Source organism: Roseovarius sp. THAF27 (assembly GCF_009363655.1).
Classification (GTDB): domain Bacteria; phylum Pseudomonadota; class Alphaproteobacteria; order Rhodobacterales; family Rhodobacteraceae; genus Roseovarius.
This window is the reverse complement of record NZ_CP045393.1, coordinates 3,754,000-3,770,436: the sequence shown is the minus strand read 5'-3', so window position 1 is coordinate 3,770,436 and position 16,437 is coordinate 3,754,000. Positions and strand designations below refer to the sequence as shown.

The 16,437-nt window shown below is 66.4% G+C and carries 18 protein-coding genes; 11 read left to right on the top strand and 7 right to left on the bottom strand.

All coding sequences use genetic code 11. The features are described 5' to 3' along the window. Positions 1–5: 5 nt before the first annotated feature. Together FIU89_RS18685 and FIU89_RS22370 are read right to left on the bottom strand one after the other, a co-directional pair. Complete coding sequence (locus FIU89_RS18685) at positions 6–887, bottom strand: MBL fold metallo-hydrolase (RefSeq protein WP_152493988.1); 882 nt, start codon at positions 885–887, stop codon at positions 6–8. Positions 888–986: 99 nt separating this feature from the next. Continuing rightward, positions 987–1,148 (bottom strand): hypothetical protein, encoded by a 162-nt coding sequence (locus tag FIU89_RS22370; RefSeq protein ID WP_172978165.1) that lies wholly within the window; start codon positions 1,146–1,148, stop codon positions 987–989. Positions 1,149–1,388: 240 nt separating this feature from the next. Here FIU89_RS22370 and FIU89_RS18680 point away from each other — a divergent pair, with 240 nt between their 5' ends. Continuing rightward, on the top strand, positions 1,389–2,885 hold the full coding sequence (locus FIU89_RS18680) for a fused MFS/spermidine synthase (protein ID WP_152493987.1): 1,497 nt from the start codon (positions 1,389–1,391) through the stop codon (positions 2,883–2,885). An 86-nt stretch (positions 2,886–2,971) separates the two neighbouring features. On the opposite strand, the gene FIU89_RS18675 is transcribed toward FIU89_RS18680, so the two are convergent. Continuing rightward, the gene (locus tag FIU89_RS18675; RefSeq protein ID WP_152493986.1) at positions 2,972–3,892 is read right to left on the bottom strand and encodes a manganese-dependent inorganic pyrophosphatase; all 921 of its coding nucleotides are present in this window, start codon (positions 3,890–3,892) and stop codon (positions 2,972–2,974) included. Positions 3,893–3,992: 100 nt separating this feature from the next. Here FIU89_RS18675 and FIU89_RS18670 point away from each other — a divergent pair, with 100 nt between their 5' ends. From FIU89_RS18670 to FIU89_RS18660, 3 genes are read left to right on the top strand one after another with little or no spacing between them, the layout of a single operon-like run. After that, positions 3,993–4,658 (top strand): DUF2161 domain-containing phosphodiesterase, encoded by a 666-nt coding sequence (locus FIU89_RS18670; RefSeq protein ID WP_152494594.1) that lies wholly within the window; start codon positions 3,993–3,995, stop codon positions 4,656–4,658. Beyond that, a complete protein-coding gene (locus tag FIU89_RS18665; protein ID WP_152493985.1) occupies positions 4,651–5,349 on the top strand; it encodes an SGNH/GDSL hydrolase family protein in 699 nt (232 codons plus the stop codon). The genes FIU89_RS18670 and FIU89_RS18665 overlap by 8 nt, the downstream gene beginning before the upstream one ends. A 5-nt stretch (positions 5,350–5,354) precedes the next feature. Then, positions 5,355–6,206: an MBL fold metallo-hydrolase gene (locus tag FIU89_RS18660; protein WP_152493984.1), complete on the top strand. Its 852-nt coding sequence runs from the start codon at positions 5,355–5,357 to the stop codon at positions 6,204–6,206. A gap of 215 nt (positions 6,207–6,421) precedes the next feature. Here FIU89_RS18660 and deoD read toward each other — a convergent pair whose 3' ends face one another. Beyond that, positions 6,422–7,126: a purine-nucleoside phosphorylase gene (deoD, locus tag FIU89_RS18655; protein WP_152493983.1), complete on the bottom strand. Its 705-nt coding sequence runs from the start codon at positions 7,124–7,126 to the stop codon at positions 6,422–6,424. Positions 7,127–7,210: 84 nt separating this feature from the next. On the opposite strand from deoD, the gene FIU89_RS18650 reads away from it, so the two are divergent. Next, a complete protein-coding gene (locus tag FIU89_RS18650; RefSeq protein ID WP_152493982.1) occupies positions 7,211–7,738 on the top strand; it encodes a DUF4329 domain-containing protein in 528 nt (175 codons plus the stop codon). A gap of 27 nt (positions 7,739–7,765) precedes the next feature. Here the strand turns inward: FIU89_RS18650 and FIU89_RS18645 are convergent, their stop codons facing one another. Next, on the bottom strand, positions 7,766–8,206 hold the full coding sequence (locus tag FIU89_RS18645; protein WP_152493981.1) for a GNAT family N-acetyltransferase: 441 nt from the start codon (positions 8,204–8,206) through the stop codon (positions 7,766–7,768). Positions 8,207–8,352: 146 nt separating this feature from the next. Between FIU89_RS18645 and FIU89_RS18640 the strand changes: the two genes are divergently transcribed. Then, positions 8,353–8,931 (top strand): DUF4168 domain-containing protein, encoded by a 579-nt coding sequence (locus FIU89_RS18640; protein WP_152493980.1) that lies wholly within the window; start codon positions 8,353–8,355, stop codon positions 8,929–8,931. A 74-nt stretch (positions 8,932–9,005) separates the two neighbouring features. Here the strand turns inward: FIU89_RS18640 and FIU89_RS18635 are convergent, their stop codons facing one another. Together FIU89_RS18635 and FIU89_RS18630 are read right to left on the bottom strand one after the other, a co-directional pair. Beyond that, a complete protein-coding gene (locus FIU89_RS18635; protein WP_152493979.1) occupies positions 9,006–9,392 on the bottom strand; it encodes a nuclear transport factor 2 family protein in 387 nt (128 codons plus the stop codon). Further along, positions 9,389–11,368, bottom strand: coding sequence for a protein meaA (locus FIU89_RS18630; RefSeq protein ID WP_152493978.1), 1,980 nt, complete (start codon positions 11,366–11,368; stop codon positions 9,389–9,391). The genes FIU89_RS18635 and FIU89_RS18630 overlap by 4 nt, the downstream gene beginning before the upstream one ends. A 393-nt stretch (positions 11,369–11,761) precedes the next feature. Here FIU89_RS18630 and FIU89_RS18625 point away from each other — a divergent pair, with 393 nt between their 5' ends. From FIU89_RS18625 to FIU89_RS18605, 5 genes are all read left to right on the top strand, one after another. Next, entirely contained in the window at positions 11,762–13,138 is a 1,377-nt protein-coding gene (locus FIU89_RS18625; RefSeq protein WP_152493977.1) for a 1-acyl-sn-glycerol-3-phosphate acyltransferase, read from the top strand. 133 nt (positions 13,139–13,271) lie between these two features. Then, positions 13,272–14,564, top strand: coding sequence for a crotonyl-CoA carboxylase/reductase (ccrA, locus tag FIU89_RS18620; protein ID WP_152493976.1), 1,293 nt, complete (start codon positions 13,272–13,274; stop codon positions 14,562–14,564). A 222-nt stretch (positions 14,565–14,786) separates the two neighbouring features. Further along, positions 14,787–15,008, top strand: coding sequence for a hypothetical protein (locus FIU89_RS18615; protein ID WP_152493975.1), 222 nt, complete (start codon positions 14,787–14,789; stop codon positions 15,006–15,008). Continuing rightward, the gene (locus FIU89_RS18610) at positions 14,947–15,672 is read left to right on the top strand and encodes an autoinducer binding domain-containing protein (protein ID WP_152493974.1); all 726 of its coding nucleotides are present in this window, start codon (positions 14,947–14,949) and stop codon (positions 15,670–15,672) included. Before FIU89_RS18615 ends, FIU89_RS18610 begins: the two co-directional genes overlap by 62 nt. A 97-nt stretch (positions 15,673–15,769) precedes the next feature. Continuing rightward, entirely contained in the window at positions 15,770–16,405 is a 636-nt protein-coding gene (locus tag FIU89_RS18605) for an acyl-homoserine-lactone synthase (RefSeq protein ID WP_152493973.1), read from the top strand. The last annotated feature ends 32 nt before the right edge of the window (positions 16,406–16,437 follow it).

The following is a 16,437-nucleotide window of genomic DNA, read 5'->3' as shown; positions in this document are numbered from 1 at the left end:
CTGTTCTATGCGCCGGTTCCGAAAGCGATCACCATGCCGTCCCGTCCCACATGCAAGGGTCCACCATAGGAGGGTTCGACAGCGGCGCGCCAATGCGCCTCGGTGATGTCGGGGTCGCCGGACGGGATCAGGTGGTTTAGCGCCAGCGCCTTGACCCCCGCGCCGGCGGCGATGCGCCCCACCTCGTCGGCCGGGGAATGGCTGCGCAGGATATGCTCCAGCAGACGGTTGTCGCCCGTGCCCATGCGCTCGACGATGGCCTGAACGCCCTCGGGCAGCATCGCCTCGTGCACCAGGAGGTCGGCGTCACGGGCAAAGGCGATCATCCTGGGCATCGGCGCGGTGTCGCCCGACAGGGCCAGCGTGTCGCCGCCGTGTTCCAGCTTCAGCGCAAAGCTGTGCTCGACGGGGGGATGATCGTTGCGCAGCGCCGATACCAGCACGCCCTCCAGGTCGATGGGCCGCATGTCCGAAAGGTGGCCGATCGAGAACAGCTCGTGGAAGGGCGGGCGGCCCTCGTCCTCTTCGCGCAGGGCGATGTCGTATTCCATCGCGCCCAGGAAACCCTGCCAGTAGGTCTCGATCCCCGGCGGGCCGAAGATCGGGATCTCGTGCTGCAACCCGCCGGTCCAGGCGGTGTGCAGAAGCGGGCCCAGCTCGAGGACATGATCGGAATGCAGGTGCGTGATCAGCACCGCGTCGAGCGCGGTCAGCGGCAGGCCCGCCGCGCCGATGGCCCGTGCGACCCCGAGGCCCGCATCGACCAGCAGGGTAAGGCCGCCCATCTGCACCAGCGTCGACGTGGGCATCGGGCCGCCGGGGCGAATGGCCGGGCCGCCCTTGGTGCCCAGAAGGACCACGGCGCTTTGCATGTCCTCAGTCTTCATCCTTGTCGTCCTTTTTCCTTTTCCGTGTGCGGCGCGCGCGCTTGCCCATGCTGATGAAGGAATAGATGACCACTGCCGCCAGCAGGAGGATCACGATGTTCATGCGTCCCCCTCCGCGCCGGCGTCGCTGCCGTGCCGGTCCGCAGAGGTGTCACGCGGCTGCGGGCCGCGCGGCCTGTCACGGCCGAGAAAGACCACGGCGACGGTTGCCAGGATGACCAGGCCGATCGCGCCGGCGACAAGGTTCGACAGAAGGGTCATGTCACCCCCGGCCTGCGGTAGCGGCTGTCTGCCAAGGCGCTTGGGCCGTGGCGGTGCGCGTGTCGGGATCGGTCGGGCGGGTCATGGCGCGGGTCCTCCTGTCTCCCGAGACGTAGCCGCTGCGGCGCGGTCTGCCAAGTCGCGCCGGAGCGGGCCGGGGCCGCCCGCGACGTTGCGGCTTGATCCCGGGTCGGGCTTGGTCTCAACTGCGGTGCCGAATGGCGGCACGCGGAGGCGGGGATGACACGCGCGACACCTTTATGGCTGCTGGTGACGGCGCAGGCCGTGGTCAGCGCGGCATCGCTGGTGGTCGAGATCGTCGCCGGGCGGATGCTGGCGCCGCATGTGGGCATGTCGCTTTATACCTGGACGGCGGTCATCGCCGTGGTCCTCGCAGGCTTTTCGGCAGGGCACTGGTGGGGGGGACGGCTGGCCGAGAAACCCGCCGGGCAGGCGCTGCGCTGGACCGGGGGCGCGATGCTGGCCGGGGCGGTCACCACGGCGGGTGCGGTGCTGATCCTGCCGGCGGTGGCGGGCTGGGTGCTGGACGCCGTCGCGCAGCCGGTCTGGAGCATCACGGCGCTGACCATGCTGGTCTTTTTCCTGCCGTCCTTTTTCGCCGGTGTCCCGGCGCCGGTGCTGGCGGTGATCGCGGTGGCCACGGCCCGCCGGACCGGCCCCGCCATGGGCGCGATGTTCGCCGCCGGGGCCGTGGGGGCGATTGCGGGCACGCTGCTGGCGGGGTTCGTGTTCATCTCGTGGCTCGGCTCGGCGACGACGCTGGTGGTGGTGACGGCGGTCTACCTGGTCTCGGGCCTGCTCTTTGCGTGGCTGGGGCGCTGGCGCGCGACCGGGGCAGGGGCGCTTGCGGTGCTGCTGGTGATCGGCGCGGGATACCTGGCGCTGGCCGCGCCCGACCCCTGCGACCGCGAAAGCCGGTATTTCTGCCTGCGGGTCGAGGATATCTCGGCCGACCCCGCCGACCCGGTGCGCCTGATGGTGATCGACCACCTGGCCCACGGGATCAGCGCCCGCCGCCTGCGCGAGGTGCAGTTCACCGATCACACCGCGATGCTGGACCGCCTGTCGATGCTGCGCGCCCCGCGTGACGATTTCACCAGTTTCCACATCGGCGGCGGCAATTACGCCGTGCCCCGTGCCTTTGCCGCGCGCGGCACCGGCGCGATCACCGTGGCCGAGATCGACCCGGCGGTGACGCGCATGGCGGCAGAGGCGTTCTGGTTCGACCCCGCCACGGCGACCGTCCTGCACGAGGATGGCCGCCGCGCGTTGCTGACCCGGCCCGGGGCGCGGTTCGACATCATCATCGGCGACGCGTTCACCGATGTCGTGGTGCCGGTGCACCTGGTGACGCAGGAGTTCTTTCAGCTTGCGGCGGACCGGCTGACCGAGGATGGCAGTTTCCTGATGAACGTGATCGACCACGAGGACAGGCTGGGCGCGCTGGCATCCATCGTGGCGACGATGCGGACGGTCTTTCCGGTGGTCGAGGTCTGGACCGAGCAGGCCCGGCCCGCGCCCGGCCAGCGGGTCGTCTTCGTCGTGGTGGGCGGCCAGACGCGGACGCCGGAAAGCGCCATTGTCGCGCGGGCGCCCGACCCGACGCGGTTCGGCGCCTTTGCCGACGACATGGTGGCGCAGCTGGCGGCTGGGCGCGGGCAGGTCCTGACCGATGATTACGCGCCAATCGACCGGCTGATGGGCCGCGCGGACTGACGGCGCGGCGATGCGCCGAAACGAAAACGCCCCCGCAGGCGGCTGCGGGGGCGTCGGGCGAACGGGGGCTCTGCGCCCCCCGCGCCTCAGACCTTCAGGTTGGGAATGATCTGTTTCTTGCGGCTCATCACGCCGGGCAGCACCACGGTATCGCCCGAAACGGAGGCGTCGAAGCTTTTCTCGGCCACGCCCTTCACCAGGTCGTTCGGGACCAGCAGGGTCGCTTCCTCGTTCAGGATGTCCACGACGAAGAGCAGCACCTGGTCGACGCCGTCCTCTTTCGCCACGTCCTGCATCGAGGCCATCAGGCTGTCCTTGCGGTCCAGCACGGTGGCCGGCGCTGTGGTTTCCAGGACCGACACGCGGAACTTGGTGCCGCCGACCTCGTATTCCTTGCTGTCCATGCGGATCAGCTCTGCGTCGGAAAAGGCCGACACGTCCGACTTGGCCGCGAACATTTCGGCGGCGTAGTCGGCGACGCTGACGCCCAGGTCGCGGGCCAGTTGCTCGGCCGTGGCGCGGTCGTGGTCGGTGGTGGTGGGGCTGCGGAATTCCAGAGTGTCGCTGAGGATGCAGGTCAGCGCCGCGCCCTTGGCCCAGTCGGGCATGCGCTGGGCGTCCTCGCCCATCAGGTCGATCATGATCGTCGCGGTGCAGGCCAGCGGGCGCACGGTGATGTCGATCGGCCCGGAGGTTTCCAGCCCGCCGACCAGCTTGTGGTGGTCGATGATGCCCTGCACGTCGGCGCCGTTGATGTTGGTCGGCAACTCGGCGGGGTTGTTGGTGTCCACCACGATGCAGGGCTGGCCGTCATCGACATCGGTGATGATGCGCGGCTTGGGCAGGTCCCAGCGCTCCAGCATGAAGGCGGCCTCGGTGTTGGGCTCGCCCAGCAACACGGCCTCGGCCTCTTGGCCCTTCACCTCGTTGAGGTACCACGCCCAGAGGATGGGCGAGCCGGTGCTGTCGGTGTCGGGGGATCTGTGGCCAAATACGAGCGTTGTCATCGGATATGTCGTCCTCGGGGCTGAAATGAGTTTGTTCGCGCGCCTTATAGGGCTGTGCGAAGGGCTTGTCACCCATGCAACCTGCGGCCAAATTGCCGGGATGCATGATGCCCGCGAAACCCTGTTATACGCCCCGGTCAAGGCCTGGCTGGAGGCGCTGGGTTATGACGTGAAGTCCGAGGTCGGCCCGGCCGACGTGGTGGGCCTGCGCGCGGATGCCGAGCCGGTTGTGGTGGAGCTGAAGACCGGGTTTTCGCTGACCCTGCTGCAACAGGCGGTGGCGCGGCAGGCGGTGACCGAGCAGGTCTATGTCGCCGTGCCGCGGTGGAAGGGCAAGGCGGGGTGGCGGGCGTTCAAGGGCAACATCGGCCTTTGCAAGCGGCTGGGGCTGGGGGTTCTGAGCGTCAAGCTGGATGAGGGCACGGTGCAGGTGCATTGCCACCCCGCGCCGTTCCAGCCGCGCCGCTCCAAGGTCAAACGCGCGCGATTGTTGAAGGAGTTCAACGCCCGCAGGGGCGATCCGAACGAGGGCGGCACGCGGGGGCAGATCGAGACCGCCTACAAGCAGGATGTTCGGGCCTGCGTGGCCTACCTGTCCGAGCATGGGCCGTCTTCGGGCGCGGTGATCGCCCGGGCGACGGGCGTGGCGCGGGCGACGCGGATCATGGCGGACAACCACTCCGGCTGGTTCTTCCGGGTCGAGCGCGGGGTCTATGCGCTGAGCGACGCTGGCATGGCGCTCTGTGAAAGCGAAACCGATGCGTGACGCGCTCCGCGCGGCGCTGCTGTCGCCGGTGCTGGTGCCACAGGCGGCCTGGGTGATGCTGCGCGCCGCACGCCTGCCCGAGGCGGCAGGCCCGCGCGACGGCGTGGCCGGGCAGGGCGCGGCGCTGCGGGTGTTGATCGTCGGGGACAGTTCGGCGGCGGGCGTGGGCGTCAAGACGCAGGAGGACGCGCTCGCCGGGCGGCTGGCGGCGCATCTTGCGCCGTATTTCCGCGTGCACTGGCGGCTGGAGGCGCGGGGCGGGGCGACGACGGCAAGCGCCCTGGCCGATCTGGGGTGGATACCGCGTGCGCAGTTCGACGCGGCGGTGATCGCGCTTGGCGTAAACGACGCCAAGAACGGGATGCGCCGGGCGCGGTGGCGACGCAACTACAGTGATCTCGCGGCTTTGTTGCGGGACAGGTTCGGGGTAGAACGGATCGTCGCCTCGGGCGTGCCGCCGCTGGGGGTGTTCCCGCTGTTGCCGCGCCCTTTGCGCGGTGTGCTGGGCGCGCGGGCCGCCGCGCTGGATTCCGAATTGCGCGCGCTTGTGGCGCAAGACCCCGCGTTGGCTTACGTTGCAATGGCGTTCCCGATGGACAGGGCGCTGATGGCCGCCGATGGGTTTCATCCAGCGGCCCCGCTTTATGACCTCTGGGCGGGCCGGGTGGCCGAGAGGATCAGGGAGGGCTGAGCGTCATGCTGTGTCGTATCGGAGAGGTGGAGGTCTGGCGCATCCTGGAGATCGACGCGCCGTTCCTGGCACCCGAAGAGATGTTCCCGGGCGCCGGTAGGCATGTGGGACGGATCATCGCCGAAAAGATGCCGGGCGGGCTGTGCCCCGCGACGGGCCGCGTGATGCTGCCGATCCAGGGCTTTCTGTTGAAGACGCCGGGTCACGTGATCCTGGTGGATACCTGCGTCGGCAACCACAAGACCGCGCCCAGCTTTCCCGACTGGCATCAGCGCGACACGCCGCGTTTCCTGAGCGCGCTCGGCGCGGCGGGTGTGGGGGTGGAGGATATCGACTATGTCCTGTGCACGCATCTGCACGTCGATCACGTGGGCTGGAACACAAGGCTGCTGGACGGGCGCTGGGTTCCAACGTTTCCCAACGCGCGCTATCTGCTGCCCCAGGCGGACGAGGCGTTCTATGCCGAAAAGGCCAAAGGCATGTATGACGAGAGCCTCCTGCCGGTGTTCGAGGCCGGGCAGGCGGAGCTGGTCGAAGGCGCGCACGGGATCGGAGACCACGTGACGCTGATGCCGACGCCGGGGCATACCGGGGGGCATGTGTCGGTCCGGGTGCATGGCGGCGGGGCCGAGGCTGTGATCACCGGCGACGCGATCCACACGGCGGCGCAATGCTGGCACCCCGAGTGGCATTTCACCTTCGACCAGGATGCCGAGCGGGCTGTGCTGTCGCGCCGGGCCTTGCTGGAGCACGCGGCGGAACGTGATGCGCGGGTGCTGGGCACGCATTTCCGTCTGCCGTCGCTGGGTCGGGTGCGGGTGGAGGGGGACGCGTTCGCGTTTCTGGAGGACGACTGAAGGAGCGCCAGGGCCGACCCCCTGGGTGGGGGTCATGCCAAAGGCATGCTTCCAGCATGACGATGGCGCGGCGGCGCGATGCGCCTTGATTCCGCGCGCAGGGGTGTCCAAGGGGGCGATGTTCGCTTTTTCGGACGGGGCGTAGGGTGCGTTTTCAACGCACCGTGGCGGCACAGATGTTTCCCGGCCCAAAACAGGTGCGTTGGAAACGCACCCTACGCGAAGGCCGCCTCCAGCGCGATGTCCACCATGTCGCCGAAACTGGCCTCGCGGTCCTCGCTGGGCAGGGCCTCGCCGGTTTGCAGGTGGTCCGACACGGTCAGCACCGACAGCGCCCGTGCGCCGTATCGCGCGGCCAGCGTGTACATCTCGGCGGTCTCCATTTCGACGGCGAGGATGCCGTGGCGGGTCATCTGCTCGTTGAGGTCGGGCCGCTCGTCATAGAACGTGTCCGAGGAATAGATGCCGCCCACGTGATGCGGCACGCCCCGCGCCTCGGCCGCCGCCACCGCCGCCCGCAACAGCCCCCAGTCGGCGCAGGGGGCATAGTTCAGTTCCCGGAAGATGGTCGAGGAGGGCGTGCCGACGCTGCTGGCCGTCATGGCGATTATCACGTCGCGCAGGCCCACATGCGCCTGCATCGCGCCGGTCGAGCCGATGCGGATCAGCGTCTTCGCGCCGAGGTCTCGCATGAGCTCGTTGGCATAGATCGACAGGCTCGCCATGCCCATCCCGCTGCCGTGGATCGTCACCGGGTGGCCCCGCCACGTGCCGGTAAAGCCCAGCATCCCGCGCACCGCGTTGACCTTGCGCGGCGCCTCCAGGAACCGCTCGGCGGCCCACTTGGCGCGCATCGGGTCGCCGGGCATCAGGACGGTTTCGGCAATGTCGCCGGCTGAGGCGCCTATATGGATCGTCATGGACTGCCCTTCGGTCTAAGGTCGCGTTAAGGTCGCGCAAAGGTAACGCCTGCCCCCGCCGCCGCAAGAGAGGACACACAACAGATGCGGATCATGGCCCTGCTGGCCCTGCTCATGGCGATGCCCGTCGCCGCCCCTGCGCAAACCGCCGACGAGATCGGCGTGGCGCGACACGTGCTGTCGCAGGCGCAGGCGCGCTCGGTGGCCGAGAACCGCGAATATTGCGGCTATATCGGCTACACCGCCTCGGGGCAGCTGGCCACCACCCCGGCCCGGCGCGGGTTCCTGAACTATTGCCAGCCCCGCTGGCCCAAACGGCTGCGGGTGGTGGCGTCCTGGCACACGCACGGCGCCTATGACGAAAGCGCCTGGTCCGAGGTGCCCACCGTCAACGATATCCGCGCCGACAAGGGCGAGGGCATCAACGGCTATGTCGGCACGCCTGCCGGGCGGCTGTGGTTTCTCGATACGCGCCGCATGGTGGTGCGCCAGCTCTGCGGTCCGGGCTGTATCCCCGCCGATCCGCGCCACGTCATGGGCGCCGAGGGGCCGATCGCGCGCTCCTATTCGCTGCGCGAGTTGATGCGGCGCGAGGCGGCGCAGTTCCCCTGAAGCGATTCAGCCCATCCCGGACGGGCTTTAGCGGGCGTACTTGATAAACGGCGTCAGCTGCCCGATCCGGTCGTAAAGCTGCCTTGCCTGCGCATTGAAATGCTGGGTGTTCCAGTAGACGGCCGGCGTGCCGTTGGCGTCGGCGGCGGCATAGACCGCCTCGATCAGCTTGCGCCCCACGCCGGTGCCGCGCACCGAAGGGTCGGCATAGAGGTCCTGCAGGTAACAGATCTTCTCGACCCGCCAGTTATGCGGGTGAAAGATGTAATGCACCAGTCCCACCGGCGTTTCGCCGTCCAGCGCCAGCAGCCCATTCTGGTCGGTCACCTCGGGCGCGCAGAGCCGCGCGAAGGTGGTGGCATAGACCTCCTCGCTGACACTGCTTTCGTAGAATTCCAGGTACGCGGTCCAAAGCCGGCGCCAGTCGGTTTCGTCCTGCGGTGCGATGGGGCGGATGGTCAGGCTCATGATGGGGGTCCTTCGGCTGCTCGGCGCAGATTGGGCCGAGCGCCCGGCGGATTCCAGCGTTTTTTCGCCGAGCGCATTGCATCGGGCGCTGGGACTGGCCATCTGTGTCGTCAACGAAACCGAGGCTACCCGTCGAGGAGACCAAAATGATTTCACGTATCGCAATCGCCACCGCCGCCGCGCTGTCGCTGGGCACCGCCAGCATCGCGCAGGAGGCCACCGGCACCGCAGAGAGCACGGACTCGCAGACCACCGGCTCTGAGACCACCGGCACGCAGAATGCCGAAACCCAGCAGGCCGCGAAGGAGCCGCCGACGAAGTCGCTTGAGAAGATCGAGCCGGCCGAGGGCATCAGCAACGAGACCCTGACCGACGAAAAGCTCAACGCGTTCGTGCAGGCGCTGGCGGCGATCAACGCGGTCGGGCAACATTTCGTGCCCAGGATCGAGGCCGAAACAGACGGCGAGAAGCGCGCCGAGCTGATGGCCTATGCCAATGACTCCATCGTCAACGCCATCGAGGTGATCGCCGACATCACCCCGGCGGAGTTCAAGGCGATCGACATCGCGGCACAGCAGGACGAGGAACTGAACCAGCGCATTCTTGACGAGATCAAGGTCGCCGCCGCCGAAGGCAAGGCCGCGCAAGAGGCCGCGGAAGAAGAGGCCGAAGCCGGCGAAGGCACCGAGGACGGTGCCGAGAGCGAAGCGCCCCAGACCGAGTAAGCGCGCCGGACCTACGGCACGCTCAATACGCTCCGGGGTCGCGCACTATCCCCCGCGAATGACCCCGGAGCGTATCAGAACAGCCCGTTGTCGTTGGCCGACTGGCCCGTGATGACCTGCAGGACGTCCCAATGCTCGACGATCCTGCTGTTTTCATCGAATCGGAAGATATCCATGCCGGCGTAGTCGTCGCTTCCGGGCCATGTCTGATGGCAATGCAGCACCACCAGATCGGCCTCGGCCACGGCGCGGACAAAGCGCACCTGTTTTCCCGGATACTCGCGCGCCATGCGCTCGAAATAGTCGATGAACGCATCCTTGCCGTCCGCGACATGCGGATTGTGCTGGATATAGGTGTCGCCCGCGTAGTGCGCGATGGCCTCGCGCGGGCGGCATTGATTGAACATCAGGTCGTAAAAGGCCATGGCACTGGCCTTGTTGCGATCCGTTTGGTCGGTCACTCGGCGGCCACCGCCTTGGGATCGGCCAGCGTGACGATATCCATCATGATCGTGTTCAGCTCGAAATCCTTGGGCGTATAGACCCGCGACACGCCCATCTCCAGCAGGCGCTTGGAATCCTCGTCGGGGATGATCCCGCCGACGATCAGCGGCACGTGGCCCAGACCCGCCTCGCGCATCCGGGTCAACAGGTCCTCGACCAGCGGCATGTGGCTGCCTGACAGGATCGACAGGCCGATCACGTGCGCCTCGTCCTCCAGCGCGGCGGTCACGATTTCCTCGGGCGTCAGGCGGATGCCTTCGTAGGAAATGTCCATGCCGCAATCGCGGGCGCGAAAGGCGATCTGCTCGGCGCCGTTGGAATGGCCGTCAAGGCCCGGCTTGCCCATCAGGAACTTCAGGCGGCGGCCCAGTTTCTTGCTGACCGCATCGACCGCGTCGCGGATATCGTCAAGGCCCTCGGTGCGGTTCGACGGGCTGCCCGAGACGCCGGTGGGGCCGCGATACTGGCCGTGAATCTGTCGCATCTGTTCGGCCCACTCGCCTGTCGTGACACCCGCCTTGGCGGCGGCAATTGAGGTCGGCATGATGTTCTCGTTTTTCGAGGCCGCCTCGCGCAGGGCCGCCAGCGCGGTTTTCACGGCCTCGTCGTCACGCTCTTCGCGCCAGGCGTTCAGGCGGTCGATCTGTTCGGCCTCGGTCGCGGGGTCGACGCGCATGATGCCGCCATCCTCGGATTGCAGGGGGCTGGGCTCGGTCGTGGTGAACTTGTTGACGCCCACCACGGTCGTTTCGCCCGCCTCGATCCGGCCAAGACGGTCGGCGTTGCTGTCCACCAGCCGCGCCTTCATGTGTTCGATCGCCCCGATGGCGCCGCCCATGCTGTCGAGCGTCTCAAGCTCCTGCCGGGCGCTTTGCTTCAGTTGCTCGACACGGGCGTCGACGGCGGGGTTGCCATCGAACAGGTCCTCGTATTCCAGCAAATCCGTCTCGTAGGCCAGGATCTGCTGCATCCGCATCGACCATTGCTGATCCCACGGGCGGGGCAGGCCAAGCGCCTCGTTCCAGGCGGGCAGTTGCACGGCGCGGGCGCGGGCCTTTTTCGACAGGGTCACCGCCAGCATTTCGATCAGGATGCGGTAGACGTTGTTCTCGGGTTGCTGCTCGGTCAGGCCGAGGGAGTTCACCTGCACGCCATAGCGGAAGCGGCGGAACTTGGGGTTCTCGACGCCGTAACGCTCCAACAGGATTTCGTCCCACAGATCGACGAAGGCGCGCATCTTGCACATCTCGGTGACGAAGCGGATGCCCGCGTTGACGAAGAAACTGATGCGCCCCGCCAGCGCCGGGAAGTCTTCCTCGGGCACGCGCGGCTTCAACTCGTCCAGAACGGCGCAGGCGGTGGCCAGCGCAAAGGCCAGTTCCTGTTGCGGCGTCGCGCCGGCCTCCTGCAGGTGGTAGGAACACACGTTCATCGGGTTCCACTTGGGGATATGGGTGTAGCAGTATTCGGCCACGTCCCCGATCATCTTGAGGCTGGGTTTCGGCGGGCAGATATAGGTGCCGCGGCTGAGGTATTCCTTGATCAGGTCGTTCTGCACGGTGCCCTGCAGAGCGCTGACATCCGCGCCCTGTTCCTCGGCCACCGCCACGTAAAGCGCCAGAAGCCACGGCGCGGTGGCGTTGATTGTCATCGAAGTGTTCATCTGATCCAGCGGGATCTGGTCGAACAGCGTGCGCATGTCGCCGAGATGACAGACTGGCACGCCGACCTTGCCGACCTCGCCCTTGCTGAGCACATGATCGCTGTCATAGCCCGTCTGCGTGGGCAGGTCGAACGCCACGCTGAGGCCCGTCTGCCCCTTGGCGAGGTTGCCGCGATAGAGCGCGTTCGAGGCCTTGGCGGTGGAGTGGCCGGCATAGGTGCGGATCAACCAGGGACGATCCTTGGGGGTGTCATTCTGCATCTGCGACATCGGGCGGCCTCGTGAATCGGATTGCGCAACTTTCTTTCAACAGCGACAAACTATTCGGAATTATGTGACGCTGTCAATTCGCTGCGTTGCGGCAATTCGGGGCGGGGTGGGTTTGAGAGGCCCCGTCGAACTGAAACGGCAGGTCTTTATCTCTCGCGCGGAATCAAGGCCGAAGGCCGCCGCGCGATCGGCAGACCGCCCCCCGGTCTGGCGATTGGTTGCCGTAGGTGCGTCGATTTGAGGTTTTTCGGTATTGGCATGAATAAAGTGCCATGAACCACCCTCGGGTCGCCAGCCCGCGGTCTGGCAATCGCGCGGCTTGCACTCCAAACGGCAACCTCTAGGCCCCGTTTTCCTTTGTACCCCTTCACCCGGGCTGGCATGGTGCGGGCAATGACGCAAACGGTTGAACTTCCCCTCTGGCTCTTGGTGCTGATCCTGCTGTTCGCGGCGGTGACATTTGCATCGCATTTCCTGTTCCCGTCGGTGCGCTGGTTCTTCCGCCGCCGGATGGAACGGGTGGTGAACCGCCTGAACCAGCGGCTGGAGCGCAAGATCGAGCCGTTCAAGCTGGCGCGCCGCTATGACATGATCCAGCGCCTCATCTACGACCCCGAGGTCAGCAAGGCCATCGCCGAACACGCGCGGGAAAACGGCATCCCCGAGAACGTGGCGTTCGAGAAGGCCAAGAGATACGCGCGCGAGATCGTCCCCAGCTTTTCCGCCACCGCCTATTTCGGCGTGGCGATCCGACTGGCCAAACTGCTGAGCACGGCGCTTTACCGCGTGCGGATGGGGCGGTTCGACGCCGAGGGGATCGGCAGGATCGACCCCGACGCCACGGTGATCTTCGTGATGAACCACCGCTCGAACATGGATTACGTGCTGGTCACGTGGTTGGCCGCCGAGCAGTCGGCGCTCAGCTATGCCGTGGGCGAATGGGCGCGGGTCTGGCCGCTGAGCCGGCTCATTCGCACGATGGGGGCCTATTTCATCCGGCGCCGGTCGCTCAACGCGCTCTATCGCCGGGTGCTGGCGCGGTACGTGGGCATGGCCACCGATGGCGGGGTGACGCAGGCGGTCTTTCCCGAGGGCGGGCTGAGCCTGGATGGTGCACTGGCCAAGCCCAAGCTGGGCATCCTGAAATATATCATCGACGAACGCACCGAGGGTGGGCGCGACGTGGTCTTCGTGCCGGTCGCCGTCAATTACGACCGGGTGTTCGAGGACCGTATCCTTGTGGCCGCCGGCAAGGCGGGCAAGCGCCGTTTCGGGGCGAAGATCAGCGTTGTGGGAGGCTTCGTGCTGAAACAGTTCTGGCTGTGGATCACCCGGCGCTATCACCGCCACGGCTATGCCGCCGTCAGCTTTGGCGCGCCGGTGTCGTTGACCGATTTCCGCGCGGAACATCCCGGCGCCCCGGTCGAAATGCTGGGCGAACGCCTGATGGCGCGGATCGGGCAGGAGGTGCCGGTGCTGTCCGTGCCGATGGTGGCCCATGCCCTGTTGGCGGCCGGAACGCCGCTGCCCGAGTCCGAGCTAAGAGAGATTCTGGCCGGGATGACCGACAGCCTGGGCCAGGCGCATATCCACATCCCGCGCGAGGATCTGGGCTATTCCGTCGAGGTGGGCCTACGCATCCTGCGCAAGCGCGGGCTGGTCCGCGACACCGCGCAGGGCATCGAGATCGTGCCCGAAGAGCGTGACCTGCTGGTCTATTACGCCAATTCCATCCGGCAGTTTTTCGCAGACGCGGCGCAAAAGGGCTGATTTTTCTGCGACTGCTGGGTTATAAAATTTCAAAAAACAACAAGTCGGCATTGCATTGTTGCGTGATGAAAGATATTTCAGGGCGGACACGCGCGATTCTGCATCGCGGCAAACGCATATGAAGGAGGCCCCGATGGCTCTGGACACCGACACCGGAATCGCGCCCTACGACGCGCCCGAGAAAGACCTCTACGAGATCGGCGAGTTGCCGCCCCTGGGCTACGTGCCCAAGCAGATGTATGCCTGGGCCATTCGCCGCGAACGGCATGGCGAGCCCGACAAGTCGTTCCAGGTCGAGGTGGTGGACACGCCGACGCTGGACAGCAACGAGGTGCTGGTGCTGGTGATGGCCGCGGGCGTGAACTACAACGGCATCTGGGCCGGCCTCGGCGAGCCGATCAGCCCCTTCGACGGGCATGGCGCGGATTACCACATCGCAGGCTCCGACGCCTCGGGCGTTGTCTGGGCCGTCGGCGACAAGGTGAAGAACTGGAAAGTGGGCGACGAGGTCGTGATCCACTGCAACCAGGACGACGGCAACGACATCCACTGCAACGGCGGCGACCCGATGTTCTCGCCCACGCAGCGCATCTGGGGCTACGAGACGCCCGACGGCTCTTTCGCGCAATTCACCAACGTGCAGGCGCAGCAGCTGATGCCGCGCCCCAAGCACCTGAGCTGGGAGGAAAGCGCCTGCTACACGCTGACGCTCGCCACCGCCTATCGGATGCTCTTTGGCCACCACCCGCACGAGCTGAAGCCGGGTCAGAACGTGCTGGTCTGGGGCGCCTCGGGCGGTCTGGGGTCCTTCGCGATCCAGTTGGCCAATACCGTGGGCGCCAATGCGATCGGCGTGATCTCGGACGAGGACAAGCGCGATTTCGTCATGAGCCTTGGCGCCAAGGGCGTGATCAACCGCAAGGATTTCAACTGCTGGGGCCAGCTGCCCAAGGTGAACAGCCCGGAATACAAGGAATGGTTCACCGAGGCGCGCAAGTTCGGCAAGGCGATCTGGGACATCACCGGCAAGGGCAACAACGTCGATATCGTGTTCGAGCATCCCGGCGAGGCGACCTTCCCGGTCTCCACCCTCGTGTGCAAGAAGGGCGGCATGGTCGTGATCTGCGCCGGCACCACCGGCTTCAACTGCACCTTCGACGTGCGCTACATGTGGATGCACCAGAAGCGCCTGCAGGGCAGCCACTTTGCCCACCTGCAACAGGCCTCGTCCGCCAACCAGCTCGTGGTCGAGCGCCGCATCGACCCTTGCATGTCCGAGGTCTTCCCGTGGGACGAGATCCCCGGTGCACACATGAAGATGCTGCGCAACGAGCACAAGCCGGGCAACATGGCGGTGCTGGTGCAGTCGCCCCGCACCGGCCTGCGCACGGTCGAGGACGTGCTGGACGCGGGCAAGAAAGATTAAGCATTCTCCCTGACGGGCCGGTTCGGCCCGCATCTGGCCCGCGAATCGGTGACCCGGTTCGCGGGCTTCTTTCCTTGTCCTGCGCCGGGTTCAACGAATTCAGGAGGCTGGAAATCTCGCCCTCGCTATTTCCGGGGAGTGAAAAACCGCGAATACGGCCAAAATCTTAAACATGCTAAAGTTGAGTTAACCTTTCGTTAACCGCTCCCGGAGGAGGCTGTGATGCAGAACGAGTGGATACTGGACGTCCTGGCCGACCTCAGGACCTTCGCTCGGCAGAACGGTCTTGGGGAACTCGCCGAACAGATCGACGACACGAGACTCGTCGCGGCGGCGGAGCTGACGTCGAAATCGACGCCCGCGCGGGAAGGGACGATTGGGTATGAACGTGCAACCGCCACGGCGGCTCGAACCGATCTTGGAAGACCTCGAACGCGCCCGTGACCCGGCGGACCTGCAGGACGTCGCCATACGCCTGCGCGACCTGTTTCACATCGACCATCTCGTCTATCACTGGGTCAGTGCGGCGGGCGACCAGTACGGCTGCGGCACCTACGATCCGGCCTGGGTGGCGCGCTATGTCGAAAAGGATTACCTGCGCATCGACCCTGTCATCAAGGGCTGTTACCAGCGGTTCCACCCGGTCGACTGGAAGCGGCTGGACTGGTCCGGCAAGCCCGCGCAAGCCTTTCTGAAAGAGGCGCTGGACCACGGCCTGGGCAACCAGGGCTATTCCATTCCGCTGCGCGGGCCGAACGGGCAATTCGCGCTCTTTACCGTGAACCACCGCTGCGATGACGACACCTGGGCGGCGTTCACCGAGTCGCGCCGCCGCGAGCTGATCCTGTGCGCCCACACCTTCAACCAGAAGGCGCTGGAGTTCGAGCCCGACCGCGCCCCCGCGCCCGCGCGGCAGCTTTCCCCGCGCGAGGTCGACGCGCTGACGCTGCTGGCGCTGGGCTATGGCCGGGCGCAGGTGGCCGACACGCTGTCGATCTCGGAACACACGCTGCGGGTCTATATCGAATCCGCGCGCTTCAAGCTGGGGGCGATCAACACCGTGCACGCGGTGGCCCGCGCCATCAGCCAGGGGCTGATCGTGATCTGACATGGCGCCGGGGAACGCAACGCGCGGTGCACGCACGGGCGCTTAACGAATTGTCGAGAATTTTCCTCTTATCGTCACGACAGAGGGGAATTCGACCATGCTACGCTACCTTTACGCCGATCAACTGAGCCGTTTCGCCAAGCTGTCCGATGGCATGTTCCGCGACCGGGCCGACCAGTTCGGAACCCGGCTCGGCTGGGACGTGCGCGTCGATGCGCAAGGCTTCGAGCGCGATGAATACGACGCCCTCAACCCGCTCTACGTGATCTGGGAAGGGGCGGACGGGCGCCACAAGGGCTCGATGCGGTTCCTGCCCACGACGGGGCGCACCATGATAAACGACCATTTCACCGACATCCTGGGCGGCGGCACGATTGTCAGCCCGCATATCTGGGAATGCACCCGCTTTTGCCTGGCGCGCGGCGCCGAAAGCCGCGTCGCCGCCGCGCTGATGCTGGGCGGGGGCGAGTTGATGCGCCATTTCGGCGTGCAGCATTTCGCCGGCGTGTTCGACGCGCGGATGGTGCGGATCTACCGCATGATCGGCTCCTCGCCCGAGGTTCTGGGCAGCACCGGCGCGGGCCGCGACCGGATCAGCGTGGGCTTGTGGGAATTCACCGATGCCGCCCGGATGCAGGTCGCCCGGCGCGCCGGTGTGACACCGCAACTGAGCGAGCAATGGTTCCGCCGCAGCTTTGGCGACGAACGCCAACCTTTCGCACAAACGGCCTGAGCGGGACGCACCGGAATTTTCGAAAATTCCGG

Bases quoted from the DNA above. Each gene is read 5' to 3' on its own strand.
- FIU89_RS18665 (WP_152493985.1), top strand. From the start codon at position 4,651: ATGCGTGACGCGCTCCGCGCGGCGCTGCTGTCGCCGGTGCTGGTGCCA.
- FIU89_RS18645 (WP_152493981.1), bottom strand. From the start codon at position 8,206: ATGAGCCTGACCATCCGCCCCATCGCACCGCAGGACGAAACCGACTGG.
- FIU89_RS18625 (WP_152493977.1), top strand. From the start codon at position 11,762: ATGACGCAAACGGTTGAACTTCCCCTCTGGCTCTTGGTGCTGATCCTG.
- FIU89_RS18610 (WP_152493974.1), top strand. From the start codon at position 14,947: ATGAACGTGCAACCGCCACGGCGGCTCGAACCGATCTTGGAAGACCTC.
- FIU89_RS18650 (WP_152493982.1), top strand. From the start codon at position 7,211: ATGCGGATCATGGCCCTGCTGGCCCTGCTCATGGCGATGCCCGTCGCC.
- FIU89_RS18605 (WP_152493973.1), top strand. From the start codon at position 15,770: ATGCTACGCTACCTTTACGCCGATCAACTGAGCCGTTTCGCCAAGCTG.
- FIU89_RS18685 (WP_152493988.1), bottom strand. From the start codon at position 887: ATGAAGACTGAGGACATGCAAAGCGCCGTGGTCCTTCTGGGCACCAAG.
- FIU89_RS18675 (WP_152493986.1), bottom strand. From the start codon at position 3,892: ATGACAACGCTCGTATTTGGCCACAGATCCCCCGACACCGACAGCACC.
- deoD (WP_152493983.1), bottom strand. From the start codon at position 7,126: ATGACGATCCATATAGGCGCCTCAGCCGGCGACATTGCCGAAACCGTC.
- FIU89_RS18615 (WP_152493975.1), top strand. From the start codon at position 14,787: ATGCAGAACGAGTGGATACTGGACGTCCTGGCCGACCTCAGGACCTTC.
- FIU89_RS18670 (WP_152494594.1), top strand. From the start codon at position 3,993: ATGCATGATGCCCGCGAAACCCTGTTATACGCCCCGGTCAAGGCCTGG.
- FIU89_RS18680 (WP_152493987.1), top strand. From the start codon at position 1,389: ATGACACGCGCGACACCTTTATGGCTGCTGGTGACGGCGCAGGCCGTG.
- FIU89_RS18630 (WP_152493978.1), bottom strand. From the start codon at position 11,368: ATGTCGCAGATGCAGAATGACACCCCCAAGGATCGTCCCTGGTTGATC.
- FIU89_RS18660 (WP_152493984.1), top strand. From the start codon at position 5,355: ATGCTGTGTCGTATCGGAGAGGTGGAGGTCTGGCGCATCCTGGAGATC.
- ccrA (WP_152493976.1), top strand. From the start codon at position 13,272: ATGGCTCTGGACACCGACACCGGAATCGCGCCCTACGACGCGCCCGAG.
- FIU89_RS18640 (WP_152493980.1), top strand. From the start codon at position 8,353: ATGATTTCACGTATCGCAATCGCCACCGCCGCCGCGCTGTCGCTGGGC.
- FIU89_RS22370 (WP_172978165.1), bottom strand. From the start codon at position 1,148: ATGACCCTTCTGTCGAACCTTGTCGCCGGCGCGATCGGCCTGGTCATC.